The organism is Haloarchaeobius salinus (genome assembly GCF_024464185.1).
GTDB classification, from domain to species: Archaea; Halobacteriota; Halobacteria; order Halobacteriales; family Natrialbaceae; genus Haloarchaeobius; species Haloarchaeobius salinus.
Genome location: NZ_JANHAU010000003.1, coordinates 52006 through 78289 on the forward strand (window position 1 = coordinate 52006; position 26284 = coordinate 78289).

General features: G+C 69.1%; 22 protein-coding genes and 1 tRNA gene. 13 read left to right on the forward strand and 10 right to left on the reverse strand.

Annotated elements, in window-relative coordinates; genetic code table 11:
* Nucleotides 1–4 precede the first annotated feature (4 nt).
* From pstB to NO345_RS12600, 4 genes are read right to left on the reverse strand one after another with little or no spacing between them, the layout of a single operon-like run.
* The gene (gene pstB, locus NO345_RS12585; protein WP_256299689.1) at nt 5–907 is read right to left on the reverse strand and encodes a phosphate ABC transporter ATP-binding protein PstB; all 903 of its coding nucleotides are present in this window, start codon (nt 905–907) and stop codon (nt 5–7) included.
* Nucleotides 900–2510 carry a phosphate ABC transporter permease PstA gene (pstA, locus tag NO345_RS12590; protein ID WP_256299691.1) on the reverse strand — a complete coding sequence of 537 codons (1611 nt, stop codon included), beginning with the start codon at nt 2508–2510 and terminating at the stop codon, nt 900–902. The genes pstB and pstA overlap by 8 nt, the downstream gene beginning before the upstream one ends.
* Nucleotides 2510–3613 (reverse strand): phosphate ABC transporter permease subunit PstC, encoded by a 1104-nt coding sequence (pstC, locus tag NO345_RS12595; protein WP_256299693.1) that lies wholly within the window; start codon nt 3611–3613, stop codon nt 2510–2512. The genes pstA and pstC overlap by 1 nt, the downstream gene beginning before the upstream one ends.
* Before the next feature lie 54 nt (nt 3614–3667).
* Nucleotides 3668–4816: a substrate-binding domain-containing protein gene (locus NO345_RS12600; RefSeq protein ID WP_256299695.1), complete on the reverse strand. Its 1149-nt coding sequence runs from the start codon at nt 4814–4816 to the stop codon at nt 3668–3670.
* Nucleotides 4817–5144: 328 nt separating this feature from the next.
* On the opposite strand from NO345_RS12600, the gene NO345_RS12605 reads away from it, so the two are divergent.
* From NO345_RS12605 to NO345_RS12615, 3 genes are all read left to right on the forward strand, one after another.
* The gene (locus NO345_RS12605; protein ID WP_256299697.1) at nt 5145–6845 is read left to right on the forward strand and encodes a thiamine pyrophosphate-binding protein; all 1701 of its coding nucleotides are present in this window, start codon (nt 5145–5147) and stop codon (nt 6843–6845) included.
* Between the two features lie 51 nt (nt 6846–6896).
* Entirely contained in the window at nt 6897–7331 is a 435-nt protein-coding gene (locus NO345_RS12610) for an SHOCT domain-containing protein (RefSeq protein WP_256299698.1), read from the forward strand.
* 120 nt (nt 7332–7451) lie between these two features.
* Nucleotides 7452–8663 carry an inorganic phosphate transporter gene (locus tag NO345_RS12615; protein WP_256299699.1) on the forward strand — a complete coding sequence of 404 codons (1212 nt, stop codon included), beginning with the start codon at nt 7452–7454 and terminating at the stop codon, nt 8661–8663.
* Nucleotides 8664–8675: 12 nt separating this feature from the next.
* Here the strand turns inward: NO345_RS12615 and NO345_RS12620 are convergent, their stop codons facing one another.
* Both NO345_RS12620 and NO345_RS12625 read right to left on the reverse strand, forming a co-directional pair.
* Nucleotides 8676–9110, reverse strand: a complete 435-nt coding sequence (locus tag NO345_RS12620) for a universal stress protein (RefSeq protein WP_256299701.1) — start codon at nt 9108–9110, stop codon at nt 8676–8678.
* A gap of 1 nt (nt 9111) precedes the next feature.
* Entirely contained in the window at nt 9112–10533 is a 1422-nt protein-coding gene (locus tag NO345_RS12625) for an FAD-binding oxidoreductase (protein WP_256299703.1), read from the reverse strand.
* A gap of 146 nt (nt 10534–10679) precedes the next feature.
* Between NO345_RS12625 and NO345_RS12630 the strand changes: the two genes are divergently transcribed.
* On the forward strand, nt 10680–11651 hold the full coding sequence (locus NO345_RS12630; protein ID WP_256299705.1) for a quinone oxidoreductase family protein: 972 nt from the start codon (nt 10680–10682) through the stop codon (nt 11649–11651).
* 15 nt (nt 11652–11666) lie between these two features.
* On the opposite strand, the gene NO345_RS12635 is transcribed toward NO345_RS12630, so the two are convergent.
* Nucleotides 11667–12344: a 6-hydroxymethylpterin diphosphokinase MptE-like protein gene (locus NO345_RS12635; RefSeq protein WP_256299707.1), complete on the reverse strand. Its 678-nt coding sequence runs from the start codon at nt 12342–12344 to the stop codon at nt 11667–11669.
* Nucleotides 12345–12612: 268 nt separating this feature from the next.
* Complete coding sequence (folP, locus tag NO345_RS12640; protein WP_256299709.1) at nt 12613–13800, reverse strand: dihydropteroate synthase; 1188 nt, start codon at nt 13798–13800, stop codon at nt 12613–12615.
* Nucleotides 13801–13946: 146 nt separating this feature from the next.
* Here folP and NO345_RS19840 point away from each other — a divergent pair, with 146 nt between their 5' ends.
* From NO345_RS19840 to NO345_RS12665, 5 genes are all read left to right on the forward strand, one after another.
* A complete protein-coding gene (locus NO345_RS19840) occupies nt 13947–14900 on the forward strand; it encodes a DUF4129 domain-containing protein (protein ID WP_256299711.1) in 954 nt (317 codons plus the stop codon).
* A gap of 98 nt (nt 14901–14998) precedes the next feature.
* Entirely contained in the window at nt 14999–15976 is a 978-nt protein-coding gene (locus NO345_RS19845) for a DUF4129 domain-containing protein (RefSeq protein ID WP_256299713.1), read from the forward strand.
* On the forward strand, nt 15973–16536 hold the full coding sequence (locus NO345_RS12655) for a DUF7269 family protein (RefSeq protein ID WP_256299715.1): 564 nt from the start codon (nt 15973–15975) through the stop codon (nt 16534–16536). Before NO345_RS19845 ends, NO345_RS12655 begins: the two co-directional genes overlap by 4 nt.
* Nucleotides 16533–17924 carry a DUF58 domain-containing protein gene (locus NO345_RS12660; protein ID WP_256299717.1) on the forward strand — a complete coding sequence of 464 codons (1392 nt, stop codon included), beginning with the start codon at nt 16533–16535 and terminating at the stop codon, nt 17922–17924. Before NO345_RS12655 ends, NO345_RS12660 begins: the two co-directional genes overlap by 4 nt.
* Nucleotides 17921–18430, forward strand: a complete 510-nt coding sequence (locus tag NO345_RS12665) for a DUF7519 family protein (RefSeq protein ID WP_256299719.1) — start codon at nt 17921–17923, stop codon at nt 18428–18430. The genes NO345_RS12660 and NO345_RS12665 overlap by 4 nt, the downstream gene beginning before the upstream one ends.
* A 6-nt stretch (nt 18431–18436) precedes the next feature.
* Here the strand turns inward: NO345_RS12665 and NO345_RS12670 are convergent, their stop codons facing one another.
* Nucleotides 18437–19387, reverse strand: coding sequence for an AAA family ATPase (locus tag NO345_RS12670; RefSeq protein ID WP_256299721.1), 951 nt, complete (start codon nt 19385–19387; stop codon nt 18437–18439).
* 101 nt (nt 19388–19488) lie between these two features.
* Between NO345_RS12670 and NO345_RS12675 the strand changes: the two genes are divergently transcribed.
* Nucleotides 19489–19573 (forward strand) — tRNA-Ser (locus NO345_RS12675).
* A gap of 246 nt (nt 19574–19819) precedes the next feature.
* Here the strand turns inward: NO345_RS12675 and NO345_RS12680 are convergent.
* A complete protein-coding gene (locus NO345_RS12680; protein ID WP_256299723.1) occupies nt 19820–22108 on the reverse strand; it encodes a PQQ-dependent sugar dehydrogenase in 2289 nt (762 codons plus the stop codon).
* Between the two features lie 245 nt (nt 22109–22353).
* On the opposite strand from NO345_RS12680, the gene NO345_RS12685 reads away from it, so the two are divergent.
* The 3 genes from NO345_RS12685 to gatE all read left to right on the forward strand — a co-directional run bounded on the left by NO345_RS12685 (nt 22354) and on the right by gatE (nt 26261).
* Entirely contained in the window at nt 22354–23760 is a 1407-nt protein-coding gene (locus tag NO345_RS12685; RefSeq protein ID WP_256299725.1) for a class II fumarate hydratase, read from the forward strand.
* Between the two features lie 256 nt (nt 23761–24016).
* Nucleotides 24017–24250 (forward strand): transcriptional regulator, encoded by a 234-nt coding sequence (locus tag NO345_RS12690; RefSeq protein WP_256299727.1) that lies wholly within the window; start codon nt 24017–24019, stop codon nt 24248–24250.
* 142 nt (nt 24251–24392) lie between these two features.
* Nucleotides 24393–26261, forward strand: a complete 1869-nt coding sequence (gene gatE, locus NO345_RS12695; protein ID WP_256299729.1) for a Glu-tRNA(Gln) amidotransferase subunit GatE — start codon at nt 24393–24395, stop codon at nt 26259–26261.
* Nucleotides 26262–26284 lie beyond the last annotated feature (23 nt).

The window sequence follows — 26284 nt, forward strand, 5'->3', positions numbered from 1 at the left end:
GGGATCACCCGAACTTGCCGGTGATGTAGTCGTCGACGCGTTGGCTCTCCGGGTCCTCGAAGATCTTCTCCGTCCGGTCGTACTCGACGAGCTCGCCCCCGGTGAGGAAGACGGCGGTCTGGTCCGAGATGCGCGCGGCCTGCTGCATGTTGTGGGTGACGACGACGACGGTGTACTCCTCGGCGAGCTGCTCGATGAGGTCCTCGATCTTCGCGGTCGCGATGGGGTCGAGCGCGCTCGCTGGCTCGTCCATCAGGATGACGTCCGGGTCGACCGCGAGACAGCGCGCGATGCAGAGGCGCTGCTGCTGGCCGCCGGAGAGGCCGAGCGCGTTGTCGTCGAGCCGCTCCTTGACCTCGTCCCAGAGCGCGGCCTGCTTCAGGCACCGCTCGACGAGCGCCATCTCGCGCTCGGTGTCGTCGCGGCCGAGCAGGCGGGCGAGCAGCCCCGTGTCGAGGTCGCCGTGCTTTCGCGGCCCGTACGAGATGTTGTCCCTGATGGACTTCGGGAACGGGTTCGGTGCCTGGAACACCATCCCGATGCGCTTTCGCAGCTCGACGAGGTTCGTGTGCCCGCCGTAGATGTTCTCCCCGTCGAACTCGACGGATCCCTCGATTCGGGCGCTTCCGATGCGGTCGTTCATCCGGTTGAGCGAGCGCAGGAACGTGGACTTCCCGCAGCCCGAGGGGCCGATGAGCGCGGTGACGCTCTCCTCGGGGATGTCCATCGAGACGCTCTGGATGGCCTGCTCGTCGCCGTAGTAGACGTCGAGGTCCTCCACGGAGAGCTTCGCCTCGCCGGCGAACTGGTAGTCGCTCCAGCCGTCGAGGACGTCCTCCTCCGTCTCGCCGGAAGTGGTCAACTGGCTGTCCGTTCCGTCGGTGTCGATCTGTCTGTTGCTACTCATAATGCAGTTTCCTCCGGAAGTAGAGCCGGCTGACGACCCCGATGGCGTAGAGCCCGAGGACCACCAGCAGGAGGACCAGCGCGGTCCCCCAGCCGAACTCCTGGTTGCTGTAGATCTCCGGGCGCGGGAACACCCCGGCCGTGATCGTCGAGTACAGCTGGTACGGCAGCGCGCTCGCCGGTTCGAGCAGCGCCTCGTTGGTGACGAACGGCGGCTGGGTGCTGAACTCGAACCCGCCGACGACGTCCGGGCTGTTGTCGGGGTACGGCGCGCCACCGAAGACGAGCAGCAGCGGCGCGGTCTCGCCCGCGATGCGGCCGACGCCGAGGATGACGCCGGTGATGGTGCCGGGCATCGCCGCCGGGACGACGACGCTGCGGATGGTCTGCCACTTCGAGACGCCGAGTGCGGCGCTCGCGTCGCGGTACTCGTCGGGGACCGACTTGATGGACTCCCGGCTGGTGATGAGCACCAGCGGGAGCAGCATGAACCCGAGGACGAGCTGGCCGACGAAGATGGAGTTCCCGCCGCTGATCCGCGGGACGAGGAACGCCAGCCCGAAGAGGCCGAACACGATGCTCGGCGTGCTCCAGAGCCCGTTCGTGGCGACCTCGACGACCTGCGTGAACCGGCCCTGTTCCGCGTACTCGGTGAGGAACACCGCCGCGCCGACGCCGAGTGGCACGGCAAAGAGCACCGCACCGAACACCAGCCAGAGCGTGCCGACGACGGCGGGCATCACGCCCGGGGTCTCGACGAACAGGCTGCCGGTGACGTTCGTGACGAACGGCAGCTCGACGAAGGGGACGGTGAGGCCGGTGAACGGGACGTTCAGGTGACCGCCCGTGAGGCTCGCCCCTGTCAGGAACGTGTCGAGGCCGTTCTTGACGATGAACCACACGAGCAGCCCCAGCACCGACAGCATGCTGCCGACGATGGTGGCGATGATGTAGAACGCACCCGCCTCGCGGCCCTGCGCGCCGAATCCCTCCTTGGCCTTCCCGGCGCTCCACGCGCCGAGCAGCGATGCACCCGAGACGAGCAGCGGGATGAGCTCGCTGCCGGGGAAGATCGCTCCGGTCCACTCCGCCTCGTACACCCAGTCCGCGTCGAACACGCCGGCGACGATGAGGCCACCGAGCGTCGCGAGCAGCACGGCCGACGGCACCGTCGAGCCGATGTCCTCGCGGGGTAGCGTCGCCGTCAGGAGCCCGACAGCACCCAGTACGAGTGCGACCGGTCCCCAGTAGACGACCGAGTCGCCGAGGTACTGGAACGAGACGGCCATGCCGATGCCCGCCCAGAGCGTCCCGAAGACGATGCCGACGGGCAGTCCCGCCGTCGGCGACGGTGTCGTGTCGATGTAGCCGAACCGCGAGAGGAGGCCGATGCCGGCGACGCCGGCCGCCACGAGCAGCAGGGCGACGCCGAACAGCGTCAGCACCGTCGTCCCCAGCAGCGTCCGCGACTCGTCGATCCACTGGAACGCCGTGGCCCACGTCGCCAGGAACGTCAGGAAGGCGAGGCCGAGCACCGGGAGCGCGACCTGTCGGCCGAGCGTCGAGTGCCCGGTACGCAACTCGGACTCGGTCGCGTTGCTCATCACTGCTCACCTCCGAGCTTCTGCTGCATCCGCCACTCGACCCACTGCGAGGTGACGCTGAGCACCATCACCATGAAGAAGAGGACGACGCCACCTGCGAACAGCGCGCTCAGGTGGATACCGCTCGCGTTGCCGCCTTCGAAGGCGATGACGGTCGTCAGCGTCTCCCCGTAGTTCGAGAACACGTCGAACGCCGGGCTGGGGAACCCCTTCGTGTGCGAGAGCATGACCGTCGCGGCCATCGTCTCGCCCATCGCCCGGCCGACGCCGAGCAGGACGCCCGCCGAGACGCCCGACAGCGCCGCCGGCAGGGTGACGCTCTTGGTCGTCTGCCACTCCGTCGAACCCATGGCGAGCGACCCGCTCTTCATCGACTCGGGCACCGTCGAGATGGCGTCCTCCGCGACGGTGACGACCGTCGGGAGCGCCATCAGCCCGATCATGATGCCGGCCGCGAAGTAGCTCCCGATGGTCGGGGTGCGGAACTCCGCGTAGAAGTACTGGTTCAGGATGGTCAGCCCGATGAAGCCGTACGTGATCGAGGGGATGCCGGCCATCAGCTCGATGCCCGGCTTGACGACCTCGCGCACCGTCGGGGGAGCCATCTCGCTGATGAAGATGGCACCGGCGATGCCGAAGGGTGCGGCGATGGCGGTGGCGACGAGCGTCGTCAGCGCCGTCCCCATCATCATCGGTGTGAGCGTGTACACGCCGCCCTCGGAGGGCGTCCAGTGCGGTTTCTCCGTCCGCGTGAACACGCCGAGGCCCATGTGCTCGACGATGTCGACCGACTCCCAGAGCAGGAAGCCGATGATGAGCGACAGTATCGACACCGTCGCGATGGTCGTGAGGAACGTCAGTGCCTTCGCGACCTCCGCCTGCTGGCGTTGCCAGCCGACCGCGACCACGGCGACGAACGCGAGCAGCGGCACGACGGTCCACCGCGACCCACGGAAGAACATCGCGAAGGTCACGAACGTCGTGAACCCCGCGGCCGCGTGGAACAGCAGCGCCTCGTCGTCCGTTCGAGCGCGGTACGCCCGTGCCCGCCGGGGAACGTCCCGTACGAACTCGCCCGCGCGGTTCTGTATCTGTTGTAGCATTCGTACTGAAATATCGTGGTGGATGGTCGATTCCCGTCGTCGGGAACCGGGTCGTCAGTAGTTCGAGGCTGCGACCTTCTCGCGCATGCTCTCCAGCCGGTCCGCCGGGAGCTTGAAGTAGTTGTTCCCGGCGACGAAGATCTCCTGTCCGAAGTCGCTCAGACAGAAGTTGATGAACGCTGCCTCCTTCCGGCTGGTGTCCTCGTACGTGTACGCGTGCAGGTCGCGCGAAAGCGGGTAGTCCGCCGCACCGAGGTTCCGACCGTACTCGTACAGCGTCCCGTCGATCTCCAGGCCGATGGACGGCGTGTCCTCCGTGACGAACGCCAGCGCGATGTACGAGATGGCGTTGTCCGCCTGCGCGATGGCCTGCTGGAGCTGCTGGTTCTGACCGAAGCGCTGGTCCGGCTCGATGGGCGCCTCCGGGTCGCCGAAGACGTTCTGACGGAACGCCGTGTCCGTCCCGGAGCCGACCGCGCGTCCCAGCGCGAGGATGTCGCGGTCCGGGCCGCCGAGCTCGCTCCAGTTCGTGATGTCCTGCGTGTAGATGTCACGGAGCTCGTCGATGGTGATCTGTTCGACACCAGCGTCCTTGATCTCCTGACTGACGACGATGGGCTGGCCGTCGACGCCGACGACGTGGTCGACGAACCCGTCGAGGCCCTCGGCGTCCTCGCCGAGCTCGGACTCCGCGGAGGAGCTCGCGTCACCGATGTCGACGCGACCCTCCATGACGCCCTCGATGCCGGTGCCGGAGTGGCTGAGGGCGATGCTCACGCGGAACGGCGGGCTGGAGCGCTCGCCGGTCGGTTCGTAGCCGTACTGCTCCGCGAAGAAGTCGGCCAGACGCATGTCTGTGTCGTACTCCTCGGCCCACTCCGAGGGCCAGTAGTCGCCGTCGCCGGCCTCCGGGTTGGAGTTCCAGTAGCTCGCCGCGGTGTTCGTGATGGGGAACACCGTCGAGGAGCCGTCGCCGGTCAGGACCGTCGTGTCGAGCCCCGACTCGTTGTCCCCGCCCTCGTTCTGCGTGTCCTGGCCACTGTTCTCGGTCCCTGGTGCCTCGGTCTGGTCGTCGTCGCCTCCGTCGCCCCCATCGCTGGACTGGGAACAGCCAGCCAGCATGGTGAGTCCCGCGGCCCCTGTCGACAGGAGGAACTTGCGACGTGATGCCACCTCTTCCAGACGCGTCGAGCCTTGCGTCATCAGGTGGATGGAAACGAGACGTATGTAAAGCGGTTTATAATAGGGGTACCGACGGAACGGTTCCACTCCGAACCGGTACCCGAGTCGCTGTACCGATACGTACGGTACATCGACGGTACGTCCGATATTGCGGACTATGTAGTGATATGTACGATTCGTGGCCACAGTGTCGGTACACCGAGAGATGAATCATAAAAATCCGTATACGAACGCCCTCCCAGGTTGGTTCCTGGGCCGGTGTTCTACCGGCCGCCGACCCTCGGAACCCGTGACGGTCACGAGTGCCGGCGCACCAACGATTTTCACGTCCCCCACCGAGGAAGGAGGTATGACCGAGTACACCGGCGCGGACCTGTTCGTGGACGCCCTCTCGGAGTACGGCATCGAGTACGTCTTCGGCAACCCCGGGACGACGGAGCTCCCGGTGATGAACGCGCTCGTCGACTCCGACCTGGAGTACGTACTGGGCCTGCACGAGGACGTGGCCGTCGGCGCTGCGGCGGGCTACGCGAGCGTGCGACGCCAGCACGCGGACGAGATCGACGGGCTCCCGGCGGGCGTGGTGAACCTCCACGTCGCACCGGGCACGGCACACGGCCTGGGTAACCTCTACGGCGCGGCGATGGCCGGCGCGCCGCTGGTCGTCACCGCGGGCAACCACGAGCGCGACTTCCGCGCGGAGGAGCCCATCCTCTCGGGCGACCTCGTCGAGCTGACCGACCAGTTCACGAAGTGGTCCGACGAGGTGCTGTCCGTCGAGGCGCTGCCGCGGATGCTCCGCCGGGCGTTCCGCGTCGCCTGCACGCCGCCGACCGGCCCCGTCTTCCTCGGGCTCCCGATGGACGTGATGCGCGAGGAGACGGAGCTGGAGCCCGAACCGATGGGTGGGACGGTTCCGAATCCGGGACGCGGTGACCCGGCGGCCATCGCGGACGCGGCCGACGTGGTCGCCGAGGCGGACAATCCCGTCCTCGTCGTCGGCGACCACGTCGGCCGTCACCGCGCCTGGTCGGGCGTCGAACCCGTCGACGCGGCCGTGGACCTCGCCGAAGCGGGCGGCATGCGCGTCCACGGCGAGATCCTGGGCTACGAGGTGAACTTCCCGACCGACCACGAGCAGTGGGTGAGCCACGTCCCGCCGAGCGAGGACGTCGCCTCGACGCTGTTCCACACCGACACCCTCGTCTTCGCGGGCTGTACGACGAACACGACGCTCTGGGGCCACGAGAACCCGCTCGTGCCCGAGGACGCGACCGTCGTCGACCTCACCGACGAGCCGTGGGAGGGCGGGAAGAACCACCCGGCGACGGTCGTCACGGGCGACCTCGGCCACGTCATGGACGAGCTGGCGGATGCAGTCGAGGAGCGCGTCGACGACGAGACGCGCGAGGAGCGGCTCGTGCAGGTCGACGCGATGAAGCAACTCGCCGCCCAGCAGATGGACGCCATGGGCGAGGACGAGGCCCCCGAGGGCGACAGTCGGGGGTCGAAGGCGGACCTCGTCGACGCGATGAACAGCGTCGCGCCGGACGCGCTCGTGATGGACGAGGGCGTCACCGCCCGCTACGCCCTGCTGACGCGCTGGGACTTCGCGCCGGGGCACCTGTTCGGCAACAAGGGCGGCGGCCTCGGCTACGGGCTCCCCGCCGCGGTCGGTGCGGCGCTCGCGGAGGCCGAGCGAGAGGACCCCCGGACCGTCCTCGGCTTCGTCGGCGACGGCTCGTACCTCTACTACCCGCAGTCGCTCAACACCGCGGCGCGCCACGACCTCGACCTCACCGTCGTCGTCCCCGACAACCGGAACTACCGCATCCTGAAGGACAACACGGCGGCCATCTTCGGCGGCGACGTCGACGACTACGAGTACGTCGGCATGGACTTCGAGCCGGCGGTCGACCTCGCGGCGAACGCCGAGAGCCACGGCGCGACCGGGTTCACCGTCGCGGATGCGTCGGACCTCGAGTCGACCATCGCCGAAGCCGTCGCGACCGAGGGACCGGCGGTCGTCGACGCGTTCGTCCACGACTGAGCAGCACGGCCGTCCGTAACGGTTTATCCGCGGGCGTCCGAACACCCGCCCATGGCCGACCAAGGTGAAGGGGAGTCCTTCGACCCCGTCGATGGGGACATCTTCGACAAGCTCCCGGTCCTCGTGGTGTTCGCGACGCTGGCGGTCGTCATCCTCGGCAGTCAGACTGGCCTGGACGCGCTCGCCGGGACGGCTGCCGGACTGGGCTTCGTCGTCGTCCTCCCGGTATCGTTCATCTTCGAGAACGACCTCCGGAGGCTGTTCGGGCGAGAGCGCGACCGCGAGGACGGTCCGGACCCGACGAACGACGCACTGGACCAGCTCCAGCGGATGTACGCCAGCGGCGAGCTCTCCGAGGAGGAGTTCGAACGTCGTACCGCACGCATCCTGGAGAACGAGAACGTGGATGCCGTCCGCTCGCGGGTGGAGCGCGAGGGGTCGACGGATGCCGTCGACGAGCACCGTGAGTCCGAGTTCGAGCGGTGACCGGGAACCGGACCCGGGCGGGTACTTACTTCAACTGATAGCGCCAATCGAGCGGTATGAGAGTGACGCAGCGAACCACCAGCCGGGGACCCACGTCGTGAGCGACCCGGAGCGGAGCCCATGACCGACCTCGTCTTCTGGGGGCTGGTCGTCGTCGCGACCCTGACGAGCCTCGGCACCGCGTGGACGCTCGGCGCGAACAGCAACTCGCCGCCGTTCGCGCCGGCCATCGGGGCCAACGCCGTCTCGACGATGAAGGCCGCGTTCCTCATCGGTATCCTCGCGGCGCTCGGCGCGCTCACGCAGGGCGGGAGCATCTCCGAAACAGTCGGTGCGGGCCTCATCGACGGCGTCGCCATCACGTCGCTGGCGGCGACCGCCGGCCTGCTGACGGCCACGGCGTTCATGGCGTTCGGCATCTACTCGGGCTACCCGGTCCCGGCCGCGTTCGCGACGACCGGGGCGATGGTCGGCGTCGGGCTCTCCCTCGGGGGCGACCCAGCGTTCGGCACGTACCGGCGCATCGCGACGTTCTGGGTGCTCGTCCCGCCGGTGTCGGGCGGGCTGGCGTACACGACCGCGACGCTGCTGCGCCGGGACGACATCCCCGAGACGATCAGCATCCCGCTGCTCGCGGCCGTTGTCGGCGGCATCGTCGCCAACATCCGGCTGAGCGTCATCCCGTCGCCCACGGGAGCCGAACAGGAGTCGGTCGCCGGCTTCGTCGCGGGCGTCCTCCCGTCGCCGGTCGTCGGCGGGGTCGATCTGCTCCTCCCGGTCGTCACGCTCGCCGCCGCGGCGCTGAGCTTCCAGTTCATCCGCGGTCGTACGCAGCAGTCCGTCGACAGGGGGATCAAGAGCTTCCTGCTCATCCTCGGCAGCATCGTCGCGTTCTCCAGCGGCGGGAGCCAGGTCGGGCTCGCGACCGGACCCCTCGAGAACCTCTACGGCGTCGAGCTGGGTCTACCGGGCATCGTCCTGCTGACGGTCGGCTCGGTCGGCATCCTCGGGGGTGCCTGGATGGGTGCGCCGCGGCTGCTGCAGGCGACCTCCCGGGAGTACGCCCAGCTCGGCGTCCGACGGTCCATCGCCGCGCTCGTCCCCGGGTTCATCATCGCACAGGCGGCCATCCTGCTCGGCATCCCCATCTCGTTCAACAACATCATCATCTCGGGCGTCATCGGTGGCGGGCTCGCGGGCGGCTCGGCGGGCGTCTCCCGCCGGAAGATCGCGACGACGCTCGTCTTCTGGGTGCTGACGCTGGTCACCTCGATCGCGCTCGGCTTCGTCGTCTACCGGGCGTTCGCACTGGTGCTCGGTGGCGCGGCGTAGTCGAGTCGCGAGTCAGTCCCGGACCACCGTCACGGACATGGTCGCGTCGCTCACGACGGACGTCGCGACGGTTCCGAGCAGCCGTGCCGCGAGCCCGGAGCGTTCGCCGCCGTGGCCGCCCATGACGATGTGGTCCACGGCGTGGTCCTCCGCGTACTCGATGATGGCCTCGGCGGGGTCGCCGGTCTCGACGGCCGTCTCGACCGCGCGGCCGTGCTCCTCGGCGCGGCGCTTTCCGCGCTCGACGACCGTCTCAGCGCGCTCCTCGGCGGCGTCCTCCCGGTCCTCGTCGGCACCGAGGACGCCGCTCTCGCTCATCGAGCTGTCCAGTGGCGTCACGACGTTGAGCACCGTCGTCCGACAGTCGTACGTCTCCAGTGCGTGGACCAGCGCCTGGTCGGCCAGCGGTGAGCCGTCGAGCGGGACGAGGACGTGCGACGGGGCCATCCTACGTCTCCTCGTCGCGGACCCGCCGGCCCTCGACCGTCTCGGGGAACAGCTTCCCGGGGTTGAGCGTGTCCGTCGGGTCGAGCGCGCGCTTGACCTTCCGCATCGTATCGACGGTCGCCTCGCCGTGCTCGCGGACGAGGAACTCGCGCTTGCCCAGGCCGATGCCGTGCTCGCCGGTGCAGGTGCCGCCGCGCTCGATGGCGAACTCGACGATCTTCCGGTACGCCTCCTCGCCGCGTTCGACCGCGTCGGGGTCGTCCTCGTCGACGAGCACGGAGTAGTGGACGTTGCCGTCGCCCGCGTGGCCGAAGCAGGGGATGAGCAGGTCGTGCTCCTCGGCGAGCTCCTTCGCGTACCTGATGGCGGCCCCGTACTTCGAGATGGGGACGGTGATGTCGCCGGGGTGCAGGGGCGTCAGCTCGGGGTCCCACGACTGCATGGCGTACGCGAGGTCCTTTCGGGCCTGCCACAGAGCGTCCATCCCGGCGTCGGCCTCGGCGACCTCGAACAGGGTGGCGTCGTGAGCTTCGAAGACGGACTCGCAGAAGGCGACCTCCTCGTCGACGCCGTGGTTGGCGTGGAACTCGACGAAGACGGTCGGGCGGTCGGGGAGGTCGGTCCCGGAGTAGGCGTTGGCCATCATCGCGCTCTCCTCGTCGATGAGCTCGATCTTCGCCACGTCGACGCCGGACTGGACGGCGTCCTCGACGGCGGCGGTGGCGTCGTCCAGCTCCTCGAACTGCGCACGCCCGCCGCGGATCTGTGCGGGTCTGCCCGCGAGTTCGAGCGTCGCCCGCGTGACGACGGCGAGCGTCCCCTCGCTGCCGATGAGCAGGTCGCGGAGGTTGTAGCCCGACGAGGTCTTGACCGCCTTCGACCCGGCCGTGATGACGGAGCCGTCGGCGAGCACCGCTTCGAGTTCGAGCACCCAGTCCGCGACCTCGCCGTACTTCACCGTCTGCATCCCGCTGGCGGCGTTGGCGATCATCCCGCCGACGGTCGAGATGCTCCCGGAGGACGGCAGCGGCGGGAAGAACAGCCCGTGTTCGCCGGCGACGTCGTCGACGACGTTCCCCATCACGCCCGGTCCGACGTCGATCTGGAAGTCCTCGGGACGCACGTCGAGCACGGTGTCCATCCGGGTGAGGTCGAGGCTGATGCCGGCGTGGGCCGGCACCGCGTTCCCCTCGAGGCTCGTCCCGGCGGCGTAGGGGGTGACGGGCACGTCGCGTGCCGTCGCCGCTTCGAGCACTGCCGAGACGTCCGCCGTGGATTGTGGGTAGACGACGGCGTCGGGCAGCACCTCGTCGCCGGGCTTCGTGCCCCAGTCGCTGTCGTGGGCCTCGCGTGTCGCCTCGGCGAACGAGACCTGGTCGTCGTCGAGGTCGAGGTCGGCGAGGAACGAGCAGTCGCGTGTCATGCACACACGTGGGGCGACGCCGGCGATAAAACTGTCTCCGCCGGCAGTCGTCTCGCCGTCCGGCCGCACGATGAACACTGAACTGGTGGTTGGTTTCGCCGGTTGACCGAACCTTTTCCCGCCGGCGGATGTATGATGGTCCGAACATGCGAGCCATCCAGGTCACCGAGTACGGCGGGAGCGACAACATCGAGGTCGTCGAGACGGAGAAACCGGAGCCAGGGCCGGGCGAGGTCCGTATCGCGGTCGAGGCCGCGGGTATCAACTTCGCGGACATCATGCAGCGCCGCGGCCACTACCCGGGTGGCCCGGACGCGCCGTTCGTCCCCGGCTTCGAAGCGGCGGGGACCATCGACGCCGTCGGCGAGGGTGTCGGCATCGAGGAGGGCGCGCGCTACGTCGGCATGGTCGGCGTCGGCGGCTACGCCGAGTACGCCGTCACCGACGCTGACTCCCTGTTCCCCATCCCGGAAGGGATGAGCTTCGCGGAGGCCGCCGGCTTCCCGGTGCAGTTCCTCACCGCCCACAACTGTCTGTTCGAGTGGGGCGGGCTTGAGGAGGGCGAGTCCGTGCTCATCCAGGCCGCGGCCGGCGGCGTCGGGACCGCCGCCGTCCAGCTCGCCGACCGCGCCGGAGCAGAGGTGTTCGGCACAGCCAGCACGCAGGAGAAGCTCGACCTCGCCGAAGAGCTCGGCTGCGACCACCCCATCAACTACACCGAGGAGGACTTCGTCGATGTCGTGAAGGCGGAGACCGACGGCGTCGGCGTCGACCTCTCGCTCGACGGCGTCGGCGACGACGTGTTCTCGGACTGCATCCGCGCCACGACCGACTTCGGACGGGTCGTCCCGTACGGCGCGGCCAGCGGCGTGCCCGGGACGCTCGACACCAGCGAGATGTTCTTCCGCAACCAGTCGGTCATCGGCTACCACCTCGGCCGCGCGATGGCCAGAAAGCCCCAGAAGGTGCTCGAGGCCGTCCCGGACCTCACCCAGGGACTCACGGACGGCGAGCTCGAGGTCGTCGTCGGCGAGACGTTCGCCCTCGAAGATGCACAAAAGGCCCACGAGTACATCGAGGACCGCAAGTCCGTCGGGAAGGTCGTCCTCGAGCCGTAACGTCGCGGTCCCGCTCTAGCCGACCGGTTCGAGGCCGTCCCGCAGGTCGTCGAGCACCGCGAACCGCTCGTCGCGTCGGCGCTCCAGCCACGCGAGCAGCCGGGCCGCCCAGTGGAGCTTGCGACGCTTCATCGGCCCCACGTCCGGATCGTCGAACGTCCAGCCAGGGAACGAGAGCCGGGCTGCCCCGGCGTGGTCCGCGAGGAAGGCGGCGCGGTCGCCGTCGGTGAACCCGCCGAAGTTCCGCACGTGGCCGACGGGCGCGGCCTGGGTCGTCGGCAGCACCGGCTCGTCGGGGAGGTCGGGGACCATCGACCGCACCCGTTCGACGTTGTCGCCATGGGCGTGGACGGCGACCGGCGTCCCGTCGGCCGCGAGCTCGCCCACGAGTTCGGGTTCCCCGTCGAGGTCCGTCACGTAGACGTCGACCGGGACGCCCCGCTCGCGGCAGACCGCCGCAGCGGAGGAGGCGGCGACGACGCGGTCGGCGTCGACGCTCCCGAGGTCCGTCTCGAGGGTCGGGCCGGCCCCGCAGACGGCGACGTGCGCGCCGTCGAGGACGGAGAGTCGCGACTCGTCGAACGGTGTCGTCAGCTCCGCGAGGACGTCCCGTGCGCGCTCGTCGCCGGCCCGGTCGAAACCGAACTCCGCGAGGATGGCCTCGTACACCGGCTCGAACGTTTCGAACTCCATAGCTGTCACTGTGGGACGTAGGTCCAAGATAACCGTTGGTGTGGGCCGGAATTGCCTCGTGTGAGTACCCCTACCCGAGAGGCCCTCCCGGCTTCCACCCCCACCTTCTGAACCCACCGGTATAAGTTTTCTCTTACCGAGTTATACAGGCGATAACGGGTCGTTAGTTGCCTCTCGCTACCGAATTCGAGGGAATCTGGTGTCGGAGGGGTCCCGACGACGGACCCGCGACTGGACGGCGACGGGGTGGTGTCGCCCCACCGACGGGTCACGCAAGCGCCGCCGCGACGGCGTCGAGGACGGCCGCGGTGCCCCCGGTCTCGGCATCCTCGGCGACCAGTTCCGCGAGTGCGGCGTGGCTCCCGACGAGCAGCCCGCCACCGGCGTTCGTCGCGACGGTGGCATCGGCGGCGGACGCGAGCGACGCGAGCTCCGCGCGGGCGTCGTCGGTGAGCCCCTCGACGGCGAACACGGCGAGGGTCGCGGCGGCAGCCACGTCTCCCGTTCCGAGACGGTCGACGTGCCGGCGCAGGTCGGCTTCCGTCCGGACGTCCAGCTCCTCGACGGAGACGTCGCCATCGCGGCTCCGGTGCCGCTCCGGCAGGAACGCGTCGCCGACGGCGGCGGCGTCCACCGTCTCGCGCACGTCGTGGGTCCGAACGACGTGTGCGCCGCGCTCGATGGCCATGGACGTGGCCGCGAGCGAGACGGCGAGTGCGTCCTCGGTCGAGCGGTCGGTCAGGGAGCGGAGGAAGTTCTTCCGGTTGATGGAGACCAGCATCGGCTGGCCGAGCCCGCGGAACTCCCGCAGTCGGCGGAACGTCTCGCGGTCGTCCTCGACGGTCTTCGCCTCGGACCAGCCGCCGAACGCCGGGTCGACGATGGTGTCGTCGGGCAGGCCGTTCTGCTTGAGCGCCTCGTACACCATGTCCACGTAGTCGGCCTCCCTGGCCCACGCCTCGCCCTTGCGCTCGGCCCACGGCGTCTCCTCGACAGCCCCGGGGCGCGTGAGGTCCGGCGGGCTGGCCATCTTCGCGACGGCGACGCCGTACTCCTCGGCGACGCGGGGCATCTCCGGGTCGGCGAAGCCCGCGATGTCGTTGATCATGTCGAAGCCGCCCGAAAGCGCCGCTTCTGCGACCTCGTGGTAGCGCGTCTCGATGGACCAGACCGGGTCGGCGGCGGTGTTCTCGATGACCGACAGCGCCACGTCGAGCCGCTCCAGCTCCTCCTCGGCGCTGAGTACCTCGAAGCGTTTGTTCGCCGACTCCAGCCCGATGTCGACGATGTCCGCGCCCTCGGCGACGAGTTCGTCCTCGACGTACGCCGCTGCCTCCGCTGGGTCGTCGAACACGCTCGGGTCGTACGGCGATTCCGCGCTCACGTTCAGCACGCCCATGATGCGCGTCGGGTGGTCGTCCCCGATACCGAGTCCGGCGGCGTCGACGTTCTGCATACCAACACTGGAGGTGCTGAGGCTGAAAAGAGGCGTGTTCCCCGGCGGGACTGCCGGGACCGCGGACCGGGCCGGACGCCCCCGGAGCTTCGGCCACGACGTGTGCCAACGAAAACCACTCAAACCACCGGCTCCGAGTGACCGACGTGAACCGAGAGCGACTCCTCCCGGTCGTCCTCGCGCTCGTCTGCGTGGTCGCGCTCTCGCTCGTGGCCGCGAGCGTCGTCGACCCCGCCGACGGTGGTGGTGGGTCGAGCGTCACCGACCCGACCGACGGGAACGACCGCGACTCCGGACAGAACGGCAGCAGCGGGCGCGAGCCCCTGACCGACCCGGGGGAGTTCTCCGTCTCCTTCGGCCTCTGCATCCCGTTCCTGCTGTCGGGTGAGTTCTTCATCATCGTCGGCGGCGTCGGGCTCGTCCTCTGGTCGGGGCTCGCGTACCGCGACGACGGGTTCGCCGCCTCGGCGGCGCTCGTCGCCATCGGCTTCCCCGGGTTCTTCGTCTGGATGTTGCTGACGAGCTGTGTGGAGCGGACCGGTCCGACCTCGGCCGACATCCTCGCCTCGGAGCCGGCACCGCCGAGCACCGGCGGCAACGCCTCGATCGGTCTCGCGAACGACTCCGGGCTGGTCGTCACGCAGCCGTCGGTGTTCGTGGTGCTCCTCGCGGCGACACTCGTGACCGGCGTCCTGGGCTACGTCGTCCTGTCGTCCACCGACGACGAGGCTCCGGAGGAGGAGCCGCCGGAGCACGGGCCGGAGGGGGACGCCGAGGCGGGCAGGCGGGTCGCCACCATCGGCAACGTGGCGGGTGCGGTGGCCGACAGACTGGAGCAGAACGCCGGGACGGAGAACGAGGTGTTCCGTGCGTGGGTCGAGATGACACGGCATCTCCCGGTCGACCACCCCCGGTCGAGTACGCCCTCCGAGTTCGCCGACGCGGCGGTGGAGGCCGGCGTCGAACGTGAGGACGTCACCGAGCTCACCGAGCTGTTCGAGGAGGTCCGCTACGGCGGCGAACCGGTGACCGACGAGCGCGAGCGGCGGGCCGTCGAGGCGCTCCGACACATCGAGGCCGAGTACGGCGACGAGTCGTAGAACCGCCGGCGTATCCGCATCAGCACCGGCGAACCGTCGGCACAGCAGGCGTTTGAGTTACCACAAGCGTTAGGTTCGGTTTACCAGAACAGTGCCCCGTGAACAGACGGACGATCGGGGTCGCTATCATCGCGGTCTGCTGCGTGGGGGCCATCGTCTTCGCGGCGGGGACGCTCAGTCAGACGACGAGCGCTGGCGAGGACGCGAACCAGCCGGCACCGGAACGGGACGACAGCATCCCCGCGACCGACTCGCCGATGGACGCGAACGTGGACGGTGGCGAGACACGGCAGAAGCCGCCGGTGGAGGTCGAGCGGTGCGAGCAGTCGATCCCACCGCTGCTCCTGCTCGGACTGGCCGGGCTCGTCGTCGGGGTGACGGCGTTCATGCACCGGAAGTACGACCGGATGGTCGCGCTCACCTCCTTCTTCGTGGTCGGCGTGCTGGTCGCGACGACGGTGCCGTTCCTGGTGGGCTGTCCGACCCAACCGGTCCCCGAGGAGCAACAGAACGGGTCGCCGGACGTGATCGAGAACCAGACCGCCTCCGGTGGCGGCGGCGACGGCACCGGCGGTGGCGAACAGGGAGAGACGCGCCAGCAGCTGCCGGACGCCCTCCTGCTCCTGCTCGGGGTCGTCGGCATCGCGATGGTGGTGGTCGCCGGCGTCTGGGTGGTCCGCTCCGGCGACGACGACGAGGAGTCCGAACTCGTCACGGCGGCCGACCCGGACGAGGAGACGGACCCGCCGGATTCGCCGGACGTCGGGGCGGTCGCGGCCGCCGCCGGCAGAGCGGCCGACCGCATCGAGGAGCGCCCGGGCACCGAGAACGAGATCTACCGCGCCTGGGTCGAGATGACCCGGCACCTCCCGGTCGACCACCCCGATACGAGTACGCCACGGGAGTTCGAGGCCGTCGCCGTCGAGGCCGGTTTCGACGCCGACGCGGTCGGCGAGCTCACCGACCTGTTCGAGTCGGTGCGGTACGGACAGGAATCGGCGACCGCGGAACGAGAGGACCGGGCGGTCGAAGCACTGAGGCGTCTCGAGGACCAGTTCGAGGGTGAGAACGAATGAAGCTGCGCACCCTGCTCGCCGTCCTCGGCGTGGGACTCGCGCTGACCGGGTTCACCCTCGTCGCCGCCCCGGGGCTCGCGTCCTCCATCACGCTCGACGAGGCCGTCCTCGTCGTCGTGGGGTTCCTCGGCATCCTGCTGGGCGTCCGTGTCGCCGTCGGCCGGTCGCGCACCGCGTACGAGCAGGTCGAGACGCCCGACCCCGAGGCCTCGCAGGACCTCCCGACGCCCGGCGACGAGTTCGACGAGCTGCTCGCGACCGCCGGTGCGGACCGGCGCGAGATCGAGACGCGCGAGACGGTCCGGAGCCGGCTCGAACGCGCGGCCGTCGCGACCATCGTCCGTACCGAGGGCTGTACCGAGTCGGAGGCCAGCAGACGGCTGGAGACCGGCGAGTGGACCGACGACCCGTACGCACGTGCCTTCTTCACCGGCAGTGTCGAGGGCGCGTCGCTGTTCGACCGCATCGACCTCCGCCGGGAGAACCAGTCGCAGTACCATCGCTGGGCGGTGCACGCGGCCAGCGAGATCACCCGCCGTTCGGAGGCCTACGAGTCATGAGTTCGACGGTTACACAGGAGACGACGGGCGGGTCGACGACCGGCGCGGCCGGGGCCGACAGTGCTCCGACGGCACAGGCTCCGGAACGCTCGGCGGACGGCAGCCAGCGTGTCATCTCGGAGACCGAGGAGGACACGAACCACTGGCTCGGCATCGGTGCACTCACGTTCGTCGCGGGTGGCGCGGGCGTCGTCCTGAAACAGCCCGCACTGCTGCTCGCGGCGGTCGTCGGCGTCGCCTACCTGGCGTACGTGCAGGTGACGACGGTGCCCGCGGCGACGGTCCGTATCCGGCGGGAGCTGTCGGACCCGACGCCCGACCTCGGCGACGACCTGACGCTGACGGTGACCGTCACCAACGAGGGCGACCGCGTCCTGCCCGACCTGCGCGTTGTCGACGGCGTCCCCGAGGAGCTGACCGTCGTGGGCGGCTCGGCACGCCTCGGAACCGCACTCCGTCCCGGCGAGAGCGACTCGTTCAGCTACACGCTCACGGCCAGACGCGGTACGCACGAGTTCCGGACCTGCGACACCATCATCAGGGACTGGTCGGGCAAGCGAGAGCGACACACCCGGTTCCGGACCGGCGGCGAGGTCGTCGTCACCCCGTCGCTGACGTCGACGCTCCCGATGCCGCTGCGGAAGCAGACCTCGCAGTACGCGGGGCGTGTCGAGACCGACCTCGCGGGCGACGGCGTCGAGTTCCACTCCACCCGGGAGTACCGCGCCGGTGACCCGCTCTCTCGTGTCGACTGGCGACGCTACGCACGCACCGGCGACCTCGCGACCCTGCAGTTCCGCGAGGAGCGTGCCGCGACCGTGATGCTGCTGCTCGACCTGCGGCAGGAGGCGTACGTCCGCCGCGACGAGGACGACCTCCACGCGGCCGACCTCGGCATCAACGCTGCAGGGCAGATATTCATCACGCTGCTGGAGACCGGTGACCGCGTCGGCATCACCGCTCTCGCCCCGCAGACGGTCTGGCTCTCGCCCGGCCTCGGCAACGAGCACCGGGTGAAGGTAGAGGAGCTGTTCGCCCACCACCCCGCGCTCTCCGCCGAACGCCCGAAGGGACGCTACTCGGTCCACCTCGGTGTGCGGAACCTCCGGAAGCGCCTCTCGGGCGACGTGCAGGTGATGTTCTTCTCACCGCTCTGTGACGACGACGCGGTGACGGCGGCACAGCTGCTCCACGCGCACGGCCACAAGGTGACGGTGCTGAGTCCGGACCCGACCGGCGAGGAGACGCTCGGGCAGCGCTTCGCTCGGGTCGAGCGTGCCGGTCGCATCTCCAGGCTCCGCGAGGGCGGTATCCGCGTGCTCGACTGGGACCCCGAGGACCCGCTCGCGGAGGCCATCGCCCGCTCCACCGTGCGGTGGTCACGATGACCGAGATCGACCGGCGGCCGACTCGGCTCTCGGCCATCGTCTCCCTCGGCGCGGCGGCGGTCGCGGCGCTCGCGGCCATCCTGACGGCGAGCATCGGCGGCGTGTTCGCCGGAGTCGGCATCGTCGCGCTCGCGCCCGGCCTCGTCGTCGGCTCCCGACGGCTGGTCCACGTCGGCGGCGTCGTCCTCGCCGCCGGGATGGTGCTCGCCGGGGCGACCGGCGGTGGCGGCGCGGCGGAGCTGTTCATGCTCGTCGGCACCGCCGCGACCGTCGTCGCCTGGGACGTCGGACAGAACGCGGTCGGGCTCGGCGAACAGCTCGGCCAGGAGGCGGAGACGACACGGGCCGAACTCGCCCACCTCGGCGCGACGCTCGTCGTCGGTGCGGTCACCGTCGGCGTCGCCTACGGGCTCTACCAGGTCGCCGGCTCGGGACAGCCGCTCCCCGCGCTGGTGATGCTGCTGGTCGCGGCACTGGCGCTGACCACGGCGCTGCGACAGAAGTAGGAGACGCTACTCGACGGTCGGGACCGGGACCGAGTCGAGCACCGTCTGCACGACCTCTCGCTTGTCGACGTTGTTCACCATCGCGTCCGGCGTCAGCACCAGCCGATGTGCGAGCACCGGCTGTGCGACGCGCTTGATGTCGTCGGGCGTGACGTACTCGCGGCCGACCATCGCGGCGTAGGCGCGGGATGCCTCGAACAGCCGCTGTGTCCCACGCGGGGAGACGCCGATGTCGACGCGCCCGTCCTGTCTGGTCTCGCGACAGAGCGCGGCCATGTACGCGAGCAGGTCGTCGTCGACCCGCACGCTCTCGGGCACCTGCCGGAGCTCCGCGACCTCCTCGTCGCTGAGGACGCGGTCGACGCTCGGGCTCTGGTCGACGCGGCCCGCACGACGGCGGAGCAGTTCGATCTCGCCGTCATCGTCGGGGTACCCGATGCTGGACTTGACGATGAAGCGGTCGACCTGTGCCTCCGGCAGCGGGAACGTCCCCTCCTGCTCGACCGGGTTCTGCGTCGCGATGACGAAGAACGGCTGGGGGAGCATGCGCGTGTCGCCGTCGACGGTGACCTGTCCCTCCTCCATCGCTTCGAGCAGGGCGGCCTGGGTCTTCGGCGGCGCGCGGTTGATCTCGTCCGCGAGCACGATGTTCGCGAAGATGGGACCCGCCTGGAACTCGAACTCGCGGGTCTCCTCGTTGAACACGTGCGTCCCCGTCACGTCGGAGGGCAGCAGGTCGGGGGTGAACTGGATGCGGGAGAAGGACAATCCGAGGGCGGACGCCATCGACCGGGCGGTCAGGGTCTTGCCGGTCCCGGGCACGTCCTCGAGCAGGACGTGGCCGCGGCCGACGACGCCCATGAGCACGGTCTCCAGGAACTCCCGGTCGGCGATGACCGAGTTCCCGATGGCGTCGAGGACTGCGTTGCAGTCCTCGTTTGCTTGGCTTACCTCCATAGTCTCTCACTGCGACCGGTGCAATTTATTCCTGACGATTGTCACCACATCGCCGGCCGAATCGAAACCCCTAAAATACTCAGCGGGCAAGGTGAGAGCGAGCCGAGATAGCCTAGCCTGGCCAAGGCGGTAGATTCGAAATCTACTGTCCACACGGACACGGGAGTTCAAATCTCCCTCTCGGCGTTCTCTCGACGCACCGACGACGAGCGGTGCGTGTTCCGAACGCAGTGAGGAACACGAGAGCCCGAACGGGGAGCGACGCGACCCGTGAGCAGCGAGTCGTCCGGGTCGGAAGACCGACAGCACAGGGAGTATGAACCAGGGAGGACGCGCGGAGCGCAGCGAGCACGTCCGACCGTGGTTCAAATCTCCCTCTCGGCGTTCTCTCGACGCACCGACGACGAGTGTCGACGCTCGTCGCCGGCGGGTTCAGTCGTCTTCGTCGTCCGGTCTGGTGCGGCGGTACAGGAGCAGTGCGGCACTCCCGACGGTCGCGATACCCGCGGTGATGAGGTCGAACCCGGGTTGCCCGCCAGCGCCGCCGCCAGCCGTGCCCGTCCCACCGGGGCCCGTGGTGTCACCGGGTTGCGTTCCGGTCCCACCCGCGGTCTGGGTCTCGTCCCCGGTTCCAGTTCCCGAGTCGGTTCCGGTCCCCGTGCCAGTTCCGGTTCCCTCGCCCGGGGCCTGCGTCGTGCCGTTGGGTTCCTCCTCGGCGGGCAGCAGCTGGAGGACCGCACCGGTGTCTCCTTCCGGGACCCCCTGGCGGTTGACCAGGACGTACACTTCTCCGTTCGGTCCCTGCCCGAACATCCGGACGAAGTAGTCGAACCCGCCGGTGACGACGAGTTCCTCCATCTCCCAGAGACGGTCCGTCGGAACAGCTCCCGGGTCTCCGTCGGTCGGGGTCCCGGTGGTCGCAGTCGTTCCGCTAGTGGTGGTGGTGTCGGTGGTTCCGGCGGCGGTCGACGTCTCCGTTGCCGTCGTGGTCTCGCCGTCCGTCTCCCCGAGGCCGCCGAAGTCAGACGGGGGCGTCGCGGCGAAGATGCGTCCGTCGGGCTGGTTCCGCGCCGGGTCGGACGTCCACGCGCCGAAGACGTACTTGCCCTGGAGTTCGGGAACGTCGCCGGCCTCGTAGCGGTGGCCGCCGATGATGGTGATGCCGACGCTCTCGCCCTGGTAGGTGTGCGGGAACTCCACCACGGGGTCGATGAGCGGACGGCCGTCGTGGGGTGCCTCGTCTGGCGCATTCGACGGACAGTCCGTGATCGCGGCGGGGTCGCCCGGGCTCTCGGTGCTGAAGCAGTGGGTTCCCTCCTTGACGTTCCAGCCGTAGTTGCCGCCGGCCTCGATGATGTTCGCCTCCTCGAAGAGGTTCTGGCCGGCGTCGGCCACGAACTGGTTCCCCTGGCTGTCGAACGAGATACCGAAGGGGTTGCGCAGTCCGTAGGCGTATATCTCCGGGAGGGCGTCGGTGTCGACGAACGGGTTGTCGTCCGGGATGCCGTACGGCCGGTCCTCGCCCTCGGTATCGACGTCGATGCGGAGGACGCTCCCGAGCAGGTTCTCCGTGATGTCCTGGCCGTTCCCGCCCGCGTTCCGGTCGTACCAGTCCTCGACGTGGCCGTCCATGTCGTCGTCCGCGCCGCCGCCATCGCCCATCGGGACGTAGAGATAGCCGTCTGGACCGAACGCCATCGGGCCGGCGTCGTGGTTGTACTGGGGTTTCTGTATCTCGAGGAGCGTCCGCTCGGAGTCGGGATCCGCGGACTCCATGTCGTCGGACATGCTGAACTCCGAGACCACTTCCACGTGCGACCATCCGTCCGGCGTGTCGTCGTTGGGTGGTGCACTGTAGTGCAGGTAGAACAGGCCGTTGTTCGCGACGTCCGGGTGGAAGTCGATGCCGAGTAACCCGCGCTCCTCGTACGCCTGCGTGGGGTCGGCGTACGACCCGGCGAACTCTCCGAGTTCGACGATCCGGTCGGAGACGTCGAGGAACGGCGTTTCTTGCCGTCCGTCGGACGTGACGACCCAGACCTCGCCGGCCTGGTCGGTGACGAACTGCCTGTCGCTCCCGTCGTCCGGAACCGCGTAGTCCGTCGGCGCTGTCATCCCCTCGGCGATGGGTTCCACGGAGACGCGCGTACCCGGCTGGAAGAATCCGGGGCGCTGGCCATCGCCCTGGTCGGTCGTCGTCTCGGTTTCCGTTCCCGTCGTCGTCCCGGCCTGACCGCTCACCGAGACGTCGCCGACCATCGTGTTGGGGTGGACCTCACAGAGGTATCGCGACATCTCGGAACTCGCCGTGAAGGTCACGGTCTGTGTCTCTCCCTGCTGACTAATGAGTTCGGACCGGACCAGCTGGTTCCCGTCCGAGTCCCTGATGAGGACGTTGTGCGGGAGACCGTCCAGGTTCTCCCACGTCAGTTCGTACTGCTGTCCCGCCTGGAGCGAGAGGGTCGGGTTCGCCTGCCCCGAGATGGACTCCGGGGCCCGACCCTGCCACGCCTCGACTTCTCCGCCGAGGCGAATCTCCTCCTGCTGACCGCTCGTCAGGAACGGAGCAGCACCGAACGCGACGCCCGCCGTTCCGATCCCGGCCAGAATCCGTCTCCGGGATGGCGCGTCGATCCCGTCGGACGAACCGGAACCGTCGGTCGACTCGTCCGGAGCAGGTGTGTGTTTCGAAGCGTCCCCCGCATCGTTCTGGTTGCTCATACGGTCGATACACTCGGACCGGCGGTCTTTGTTATCAACGTGCTTTGAAATCTGGCGGTCGGTAAGGTCGGCTGAACCTGACCGGGGTGGAGAACCGACCGCTCGCACAGTCGTTTCGCGCCTGGTTCGACTTTCAGAGTCGGTTACTCAGTGTCTCCTTGTCTTACCCGGCGGAGGTGACGGCCTTCCGGACGGACCGCCGGGGATTCGGTGGGTTTTACGCCCCGTCGCTCGTCGGTTCGACCATGTCCGACGACTTCCGCACCGAACAGGACAGCCTCGGCGAGATGCAGGTACCGGCCGACGCGTACTGGGGGGCACAGACCCAGCGCGCCGTCGAGAACTTCCCCATCTCGGGGCTGACGTTCGGCCGCCGGTTCGTGCGTGCCCTCGGCGTCGTGAAGAAGGCCGCCGCGCAGGCCAACCGCGACCTGGAAATGATCCCCGAGGACAAGGCCGACTGCATCGTCGCGGCCGCCGACGAGGTCATCGCCGGCGAGCACGACGACCAGTTCCCGGTCGACGTGTTCCAGACCGGGTCGGGCACCTCCTCGAACATGAACGCGAACGAGGTCATCTCGAACCGCGCCACGGAGCTCTACGGCGGCGACATCGGCAGCCGCGAGATCCACCCGAACGACCACGTCAACTTCGGCCAGTCGAGCAACGACGTCATCCCGACGGCGATGCACGTCGCCGCGCTGGAGGCCGTCGAGAAGGACGTCATCCCGGCGCTCGACATCCTGCGCGAGGCGCTTCGCGCGAAGGCGGAGGAGTTCGACGGCGTCGTCAAGACGGGCCGCACCCACCTGCAGGACGCGACGCCGGTCCGCCTCGGCCAGGAGTTCGGCGGCTACGCCACGCAGATGGAGAAGGGGCTCGTCCGCGTCGACAACGTGCGCGAGCACCTCGGCGAACTCGCCCTCGGCGGTACCGCAGTCGGGACCGGGCTGAACACGCATCCCGAGTTCGCCGCCCGCGCGGCGGAGTACATCACGAAGGAGACCGGCGTCCAGTTCCGCGAGGCCGACGACCACTTCGAGGCACAGGCCGCCCACGACGCGATGGGTGAGGCCCACGGCGCGCTCCGCACCGTCGCGGGCAGCCTCAACAAGATCGCGAACGACCTGCGCCTGCTCGCCTCCGGCCCGCGCAACGGGCTCGGCGAGATCGAGCAGCCCGAGAACCAGCCCGGCTCCTCTATCATGCCCGGCAAGGTGAATCCGGTCGTCGCCGAGGCCGTCAACCAGGTCCACAAGCAGGTCGTCGGCAACGACGCCGCCGTCGCGGCCGGTGCCGCGGAGGGCCAGCTCGACCTCAACCTGTACAAGCCGGTCTGTGCGTACAACTTCCTCCAGTCCGCCGAACTCGTCACGAACGCGAGCGAGGTGTTCGCCCGGAAGTTCGTCGCGAAGCTGGAGGCAAACGAGGAGCACTGCGAGACGCAGGTCGAGCAGTCGATGGCGCTCGCGACCGCGCTCAACCCGCACATCGGCTACGACAAGGCCAGCGAGGTCGCCAAGGCCGCACTCAAGGAGGGCAAGTCCGTCCGCGAGGTCGTCGTCGAGAAGGGCTACCTCTCCGAGGAGGAGGCCGCCGAGGTCATCGACCCCGAGGCGATGACCCACACGGGCATCCTCGGCGACGACTGACTGCTGGACTCGCGGACCGTTTCCCGAGTTGGCCCACGGGCCCCGAACCGTGGGACGGCCCTGCACGACGACGTCCCGATTCCACGCCTCGCGCGACCCGGGGTGGCCATCGCGGAGAAAGTTTTATCACCGAGGATCCGTTCGACGGGCGTCAGACGAACCGCACGACTGCAGAGAGTTACCAGCAGTAACCGATAGACGGCGTCACGGCGAACAATCCACTGTTGTTATGGGGGATGCCGGAGTGGATTCTAGCATGTACACCTGCAGAGACTGCAGTCAGTCGTTCAGCACGGAGCTCGCCCTGGAGCTACACCGGGACAAATGCGAGAAAGGGCAGCTGTTCTGTGAGTCCTGTGGTGGACGCTTCTCGGAGCGCGTAGCCACACGGGACGGCTGGCACTACCGATGTCCAGACGAGGACTGCGACGGCGAGGGCCTCGGCGAAGACATCGTCCGGATCGAGGACATCAAGGCGGCGACGCAGTAGGGGCGACGGGCTGTTCTGTGGAACCCTGACTCTGAGAGGTGTCGCTGCTCGGTGGCGACTGTCGCTGACAACGTCCCAGGATACTCGTAACATCGGGGGAGACTGGACGGTTTTTTACCCCTCCGGGTCGGACCAACTCGCAATGACCGACCACGACTACGAGGAGCTCGGGTTGGTGGCCGGGCTGGAGATACACCAGCAGCTCGACACCGACACGAAGCTGTTCTGTGCCTGTCCGACGGAGCTCCGCGAGGCCGAGGACTCGACGCACCGGTTCACGCGCTATCTGCACCCCACCAAGAGCGAACTGGGCGAGATCGACGAGGCGGCCCTGGAGGAGAGCCAGGTCGAACGGGAGTTCACCTACCTCGGCTACGACACGACCTGTCTGGTCGAGGCGGACGACGAGCCGCCGCACCGGCTGGACGCGGAGGCGCGCACGGTCGTCCTCGAGATCGCCCAGCTGCTCGACATGGAGCCGGTGGACGTGGCCAACGTCATGCGCAAACTGGTCGTCGACGGCTCGAACACGTCGGGGTTCCAGCGGTCGACGCTCGTGGCGACCGACGGCGAGATCGAGACGGACGAGGGCCCGGTCAGGGTCGCGGACCTGATGCTGGAGGAGGAGAGCGCCCAGCGCGTCGCGGAGACCGACGAGGGCGTCACGTACAGCCTCGACCGGCTGGGTATCCCGCTGGTCGAGATCGGCACGAAGCCGGACATCTCGTCGCCGGAGCAGGCCCGCGATGCGGCGGAGCGCATCGGGATGCTGCTGCGCTCGACGGGACACGTCAAGCGAGGGCTGGGCACCATCCGGCAGGACGTGAACATCTCCATCGCCGAGGGGGCGCGCGTCGAGGTGAAGGGCGTCCAGAGCCTCGACGACATCGACGACATCGTCCGCAACGAGGCCGGCCGGCAGGTCGCGCTGCTCGACATCAGGGACGAACTCCACGAACGCGACGCGGGTGTCGGCGACGTGCAGGACGTGACCGGGGTGTTCGAAGACACCGACTCGGGCGTCGTCCGCGGCGCGCTGGACGACGGCGGCGCGGTGTACGCGGTCCCGCTCTACGGCTTCGTCGGGCTCGTGGGTCGCGAGATCCAGCCGGACCGCCGCCTCGGCACGGAGCTGTCGGACCACGCGAAGCGCCACGGCGCGGGCGGTATCTTCCACACGGACGAACTGCCGGCCTACGGCGTCACCGAGGACGAGGTCGCGGCCATGCGCGAGGCCGTCGGTGCCGGCGAGGATGACGCAGTGGCGATGGTCGCCGCCGGAGCGGATGTCGCCGAACCGGCCGTCGAGGCCGCCGCCGAGCGCGCCGAGACCGCGATGGACGGCGTGCCGGAGGAGACCCGCGGCGCGAACGAGGACGGGACGACGCGCTACCTGCGGCCGCTTCCCGGCGCGGCGCGGATGTACCCCGAGACGGACGTGCCGCCGGTCGAACTGGACCCGAGCGAGGTCGAGGAGCCCGAACTCCTCACCGAGAAGGTCGAGCGCTACCAGGCCGAGTACGACCTCGACGCCGGGCTGGCCGAGCAGGTCGCCTACGGCACGCACATGCCGCTGTTCGAGTCGGTCGTCGCCGAGCGCGTCGACGCGACGCTCGCCGCCGGCACGCTCGAATCGACGCTGACGGAGCTACGTCGCGACGACGTGCCCGTCGCCGATCTGACCGACGAGCACCTGCGCGACTCGCTCCACCTCGTCGACGATGGTGAGGTGCCCAACGAGGGGCTCACGGACCTGCTGACTGCGCTCGCCGAGAACCCCGAACTCACCGCCGCGGAGGCCGTCGAGCAGGAGGACCTCGGCGGCGTGGACGAGAGCGAGGTCCGAGAGGCCGTCGTCGAGGTCGTCGAGCGCAACGCCGACCAGGTAGAGGAGCAGGGGATGGGTGCGTTCTCCGCGCTCATGGGTGAGTGCATGGGCGCGCTACGGGGGAAGGCCGACGGCGACGTCGTCAGCGACACGTTACGCGAGGAGATACAGAAGCGGGCCTGAACGGCGACCACCTGGTTCTCCGG

Bases quoted from the DNA above. Each gene is read 5' to 3' on its own strand.
- pstB (WP_256299689.1), bottom strand. From the start codon at position 907: ATGAGTAGCAACAGACAGATCGACACCGACGGAACGGACAGCCAGTTG.
- pstA (WP_256299691.1), bottom strand. From the start codon at position 2,510: ATGAGCAACGCGACCGAGTCCGAGTTGCGTACCGGGCACTCGACGCTC.
- pstC (WP_256299693.1), bottom strand. From the start codon at position 3,613: ATGCTACAACAGATACAGAACCGCGCGGGCGAGTTCGTACGGGACGTT.
- NO345_RS12600 (WP_256299695.1), bottom strand. From the start codon at position 4,816: ATGACGCAAGGCTCGACGCGTCTGGAAGAGGTGGCATCACGTCGCAAG.
- NO345_RS12605 (WP_256299697.1), top strand. From the start codon at position 5,145: ATGACCGAGTACACCGGCGCGGACCTGTTCGTGGACGCCCTCTCGGAG.
- NO345_RS12610 (WP_256299698.1), top strand. From the start codon at position 6,897: ATGGCCGACCAAGGTGAAGGGGAGTCCTTCGACCCCGTCGATGGGGAC.
- NO345_RS12615 (WP_256299699.1), top strand. From the start codon at position 7,452: ATGACCGACCTCGTCTTCTGGGGGCTGGTCGTCGTCGCGACCCTGACG.
- NO345_RS12620 (WP_256299701.1), bottom strand. From the start codon at position 9,110: ATGGCCCCGTCGCACGTCCTCGTCCCGCTCGACGGCTCACCGCTGGCC.
- NO345_RS12625 (WP_256299703.1), bottom strand. From the start codon at position 10,533: ATGACACGCGACTGCTCGTTCCTCGCCGACCTCGACCTCGACGACGAC.
- NO345_RS12630 (WP_256299705.1), top strand. From the start codon at position 10,680: ATGCGAGCCATCCAGGTCACCGAGTACGGCGGGAGCGACAACATCGAG.
- NO345_RS12635 (WP_256299707.1), bottom strand. From the start codon at position 12,344: ATGGAGTTCGAAACGTTCGAGCCGGTGTACGAGGCCATCCTCGCGGAG.
- folP (WP_256299709.1), bottom strand. From the start codon at position 13,800: ATGCAGAACGTCGACGCCGCCGGACTCGGTATCGGGGACGACCACCCG.
- NO345_RS12655 (WP_256299715.1), top strand. From the start codon at position 15,973: ATGAAGCTGCGCACCCTGCTCGCCGTCCTCGGCGTGGGACTCGCGCTG.
- NO345_RS12660 (WP_256299717.1), top strand. From the start codon at position 16,533: ATGAGTTCGACGGTTACACAGGAGACGACGGGCGGGTCGACGACCGGC.
- NO345_RS12665 (WP_256299719.1), top strand. From the start codon at position 17,921: ATGACCGAGATCGACCGGCGGCCGACTCGGCTCTCGGCCATCGTCTCC.
- NO345_RS12670 (WP_256299721.1), bottom strand. From the start codon at position 19,387: ATGGAGGTAAGCCAAGCAAACGAGGACTGCAACGCAGTCCTCGACGCC.
- NO345_RS12680 (WP_256299723.1), bottom strand. From the start codon at position 22,108: ATGAGCAACCAGAACGATGCGGGGGACGCTTCGAAACACACACCTGCT.
- NO345_RS12685 (WP_256299725.1), top strand. From the start codon at position 22,354: ATGTCCGACGACTTCCGCACCGAACAGGACAGCCTCGGCGAGATGCAG.
- NO345_RS12690 (WP_256299727.1), top strand. From the start codon at position 24,017: ATGTACACCTGCAGAGACTGCAGTCAGTCGTTCAGCACGGAGCTCGCC.
- gatE (WP_256299729.1), top strand. From the start codon at position 24,393: ATGACCGACCACGACTACGAGGAGCTCGGGTTGGTGGCCGGGCTGGAG.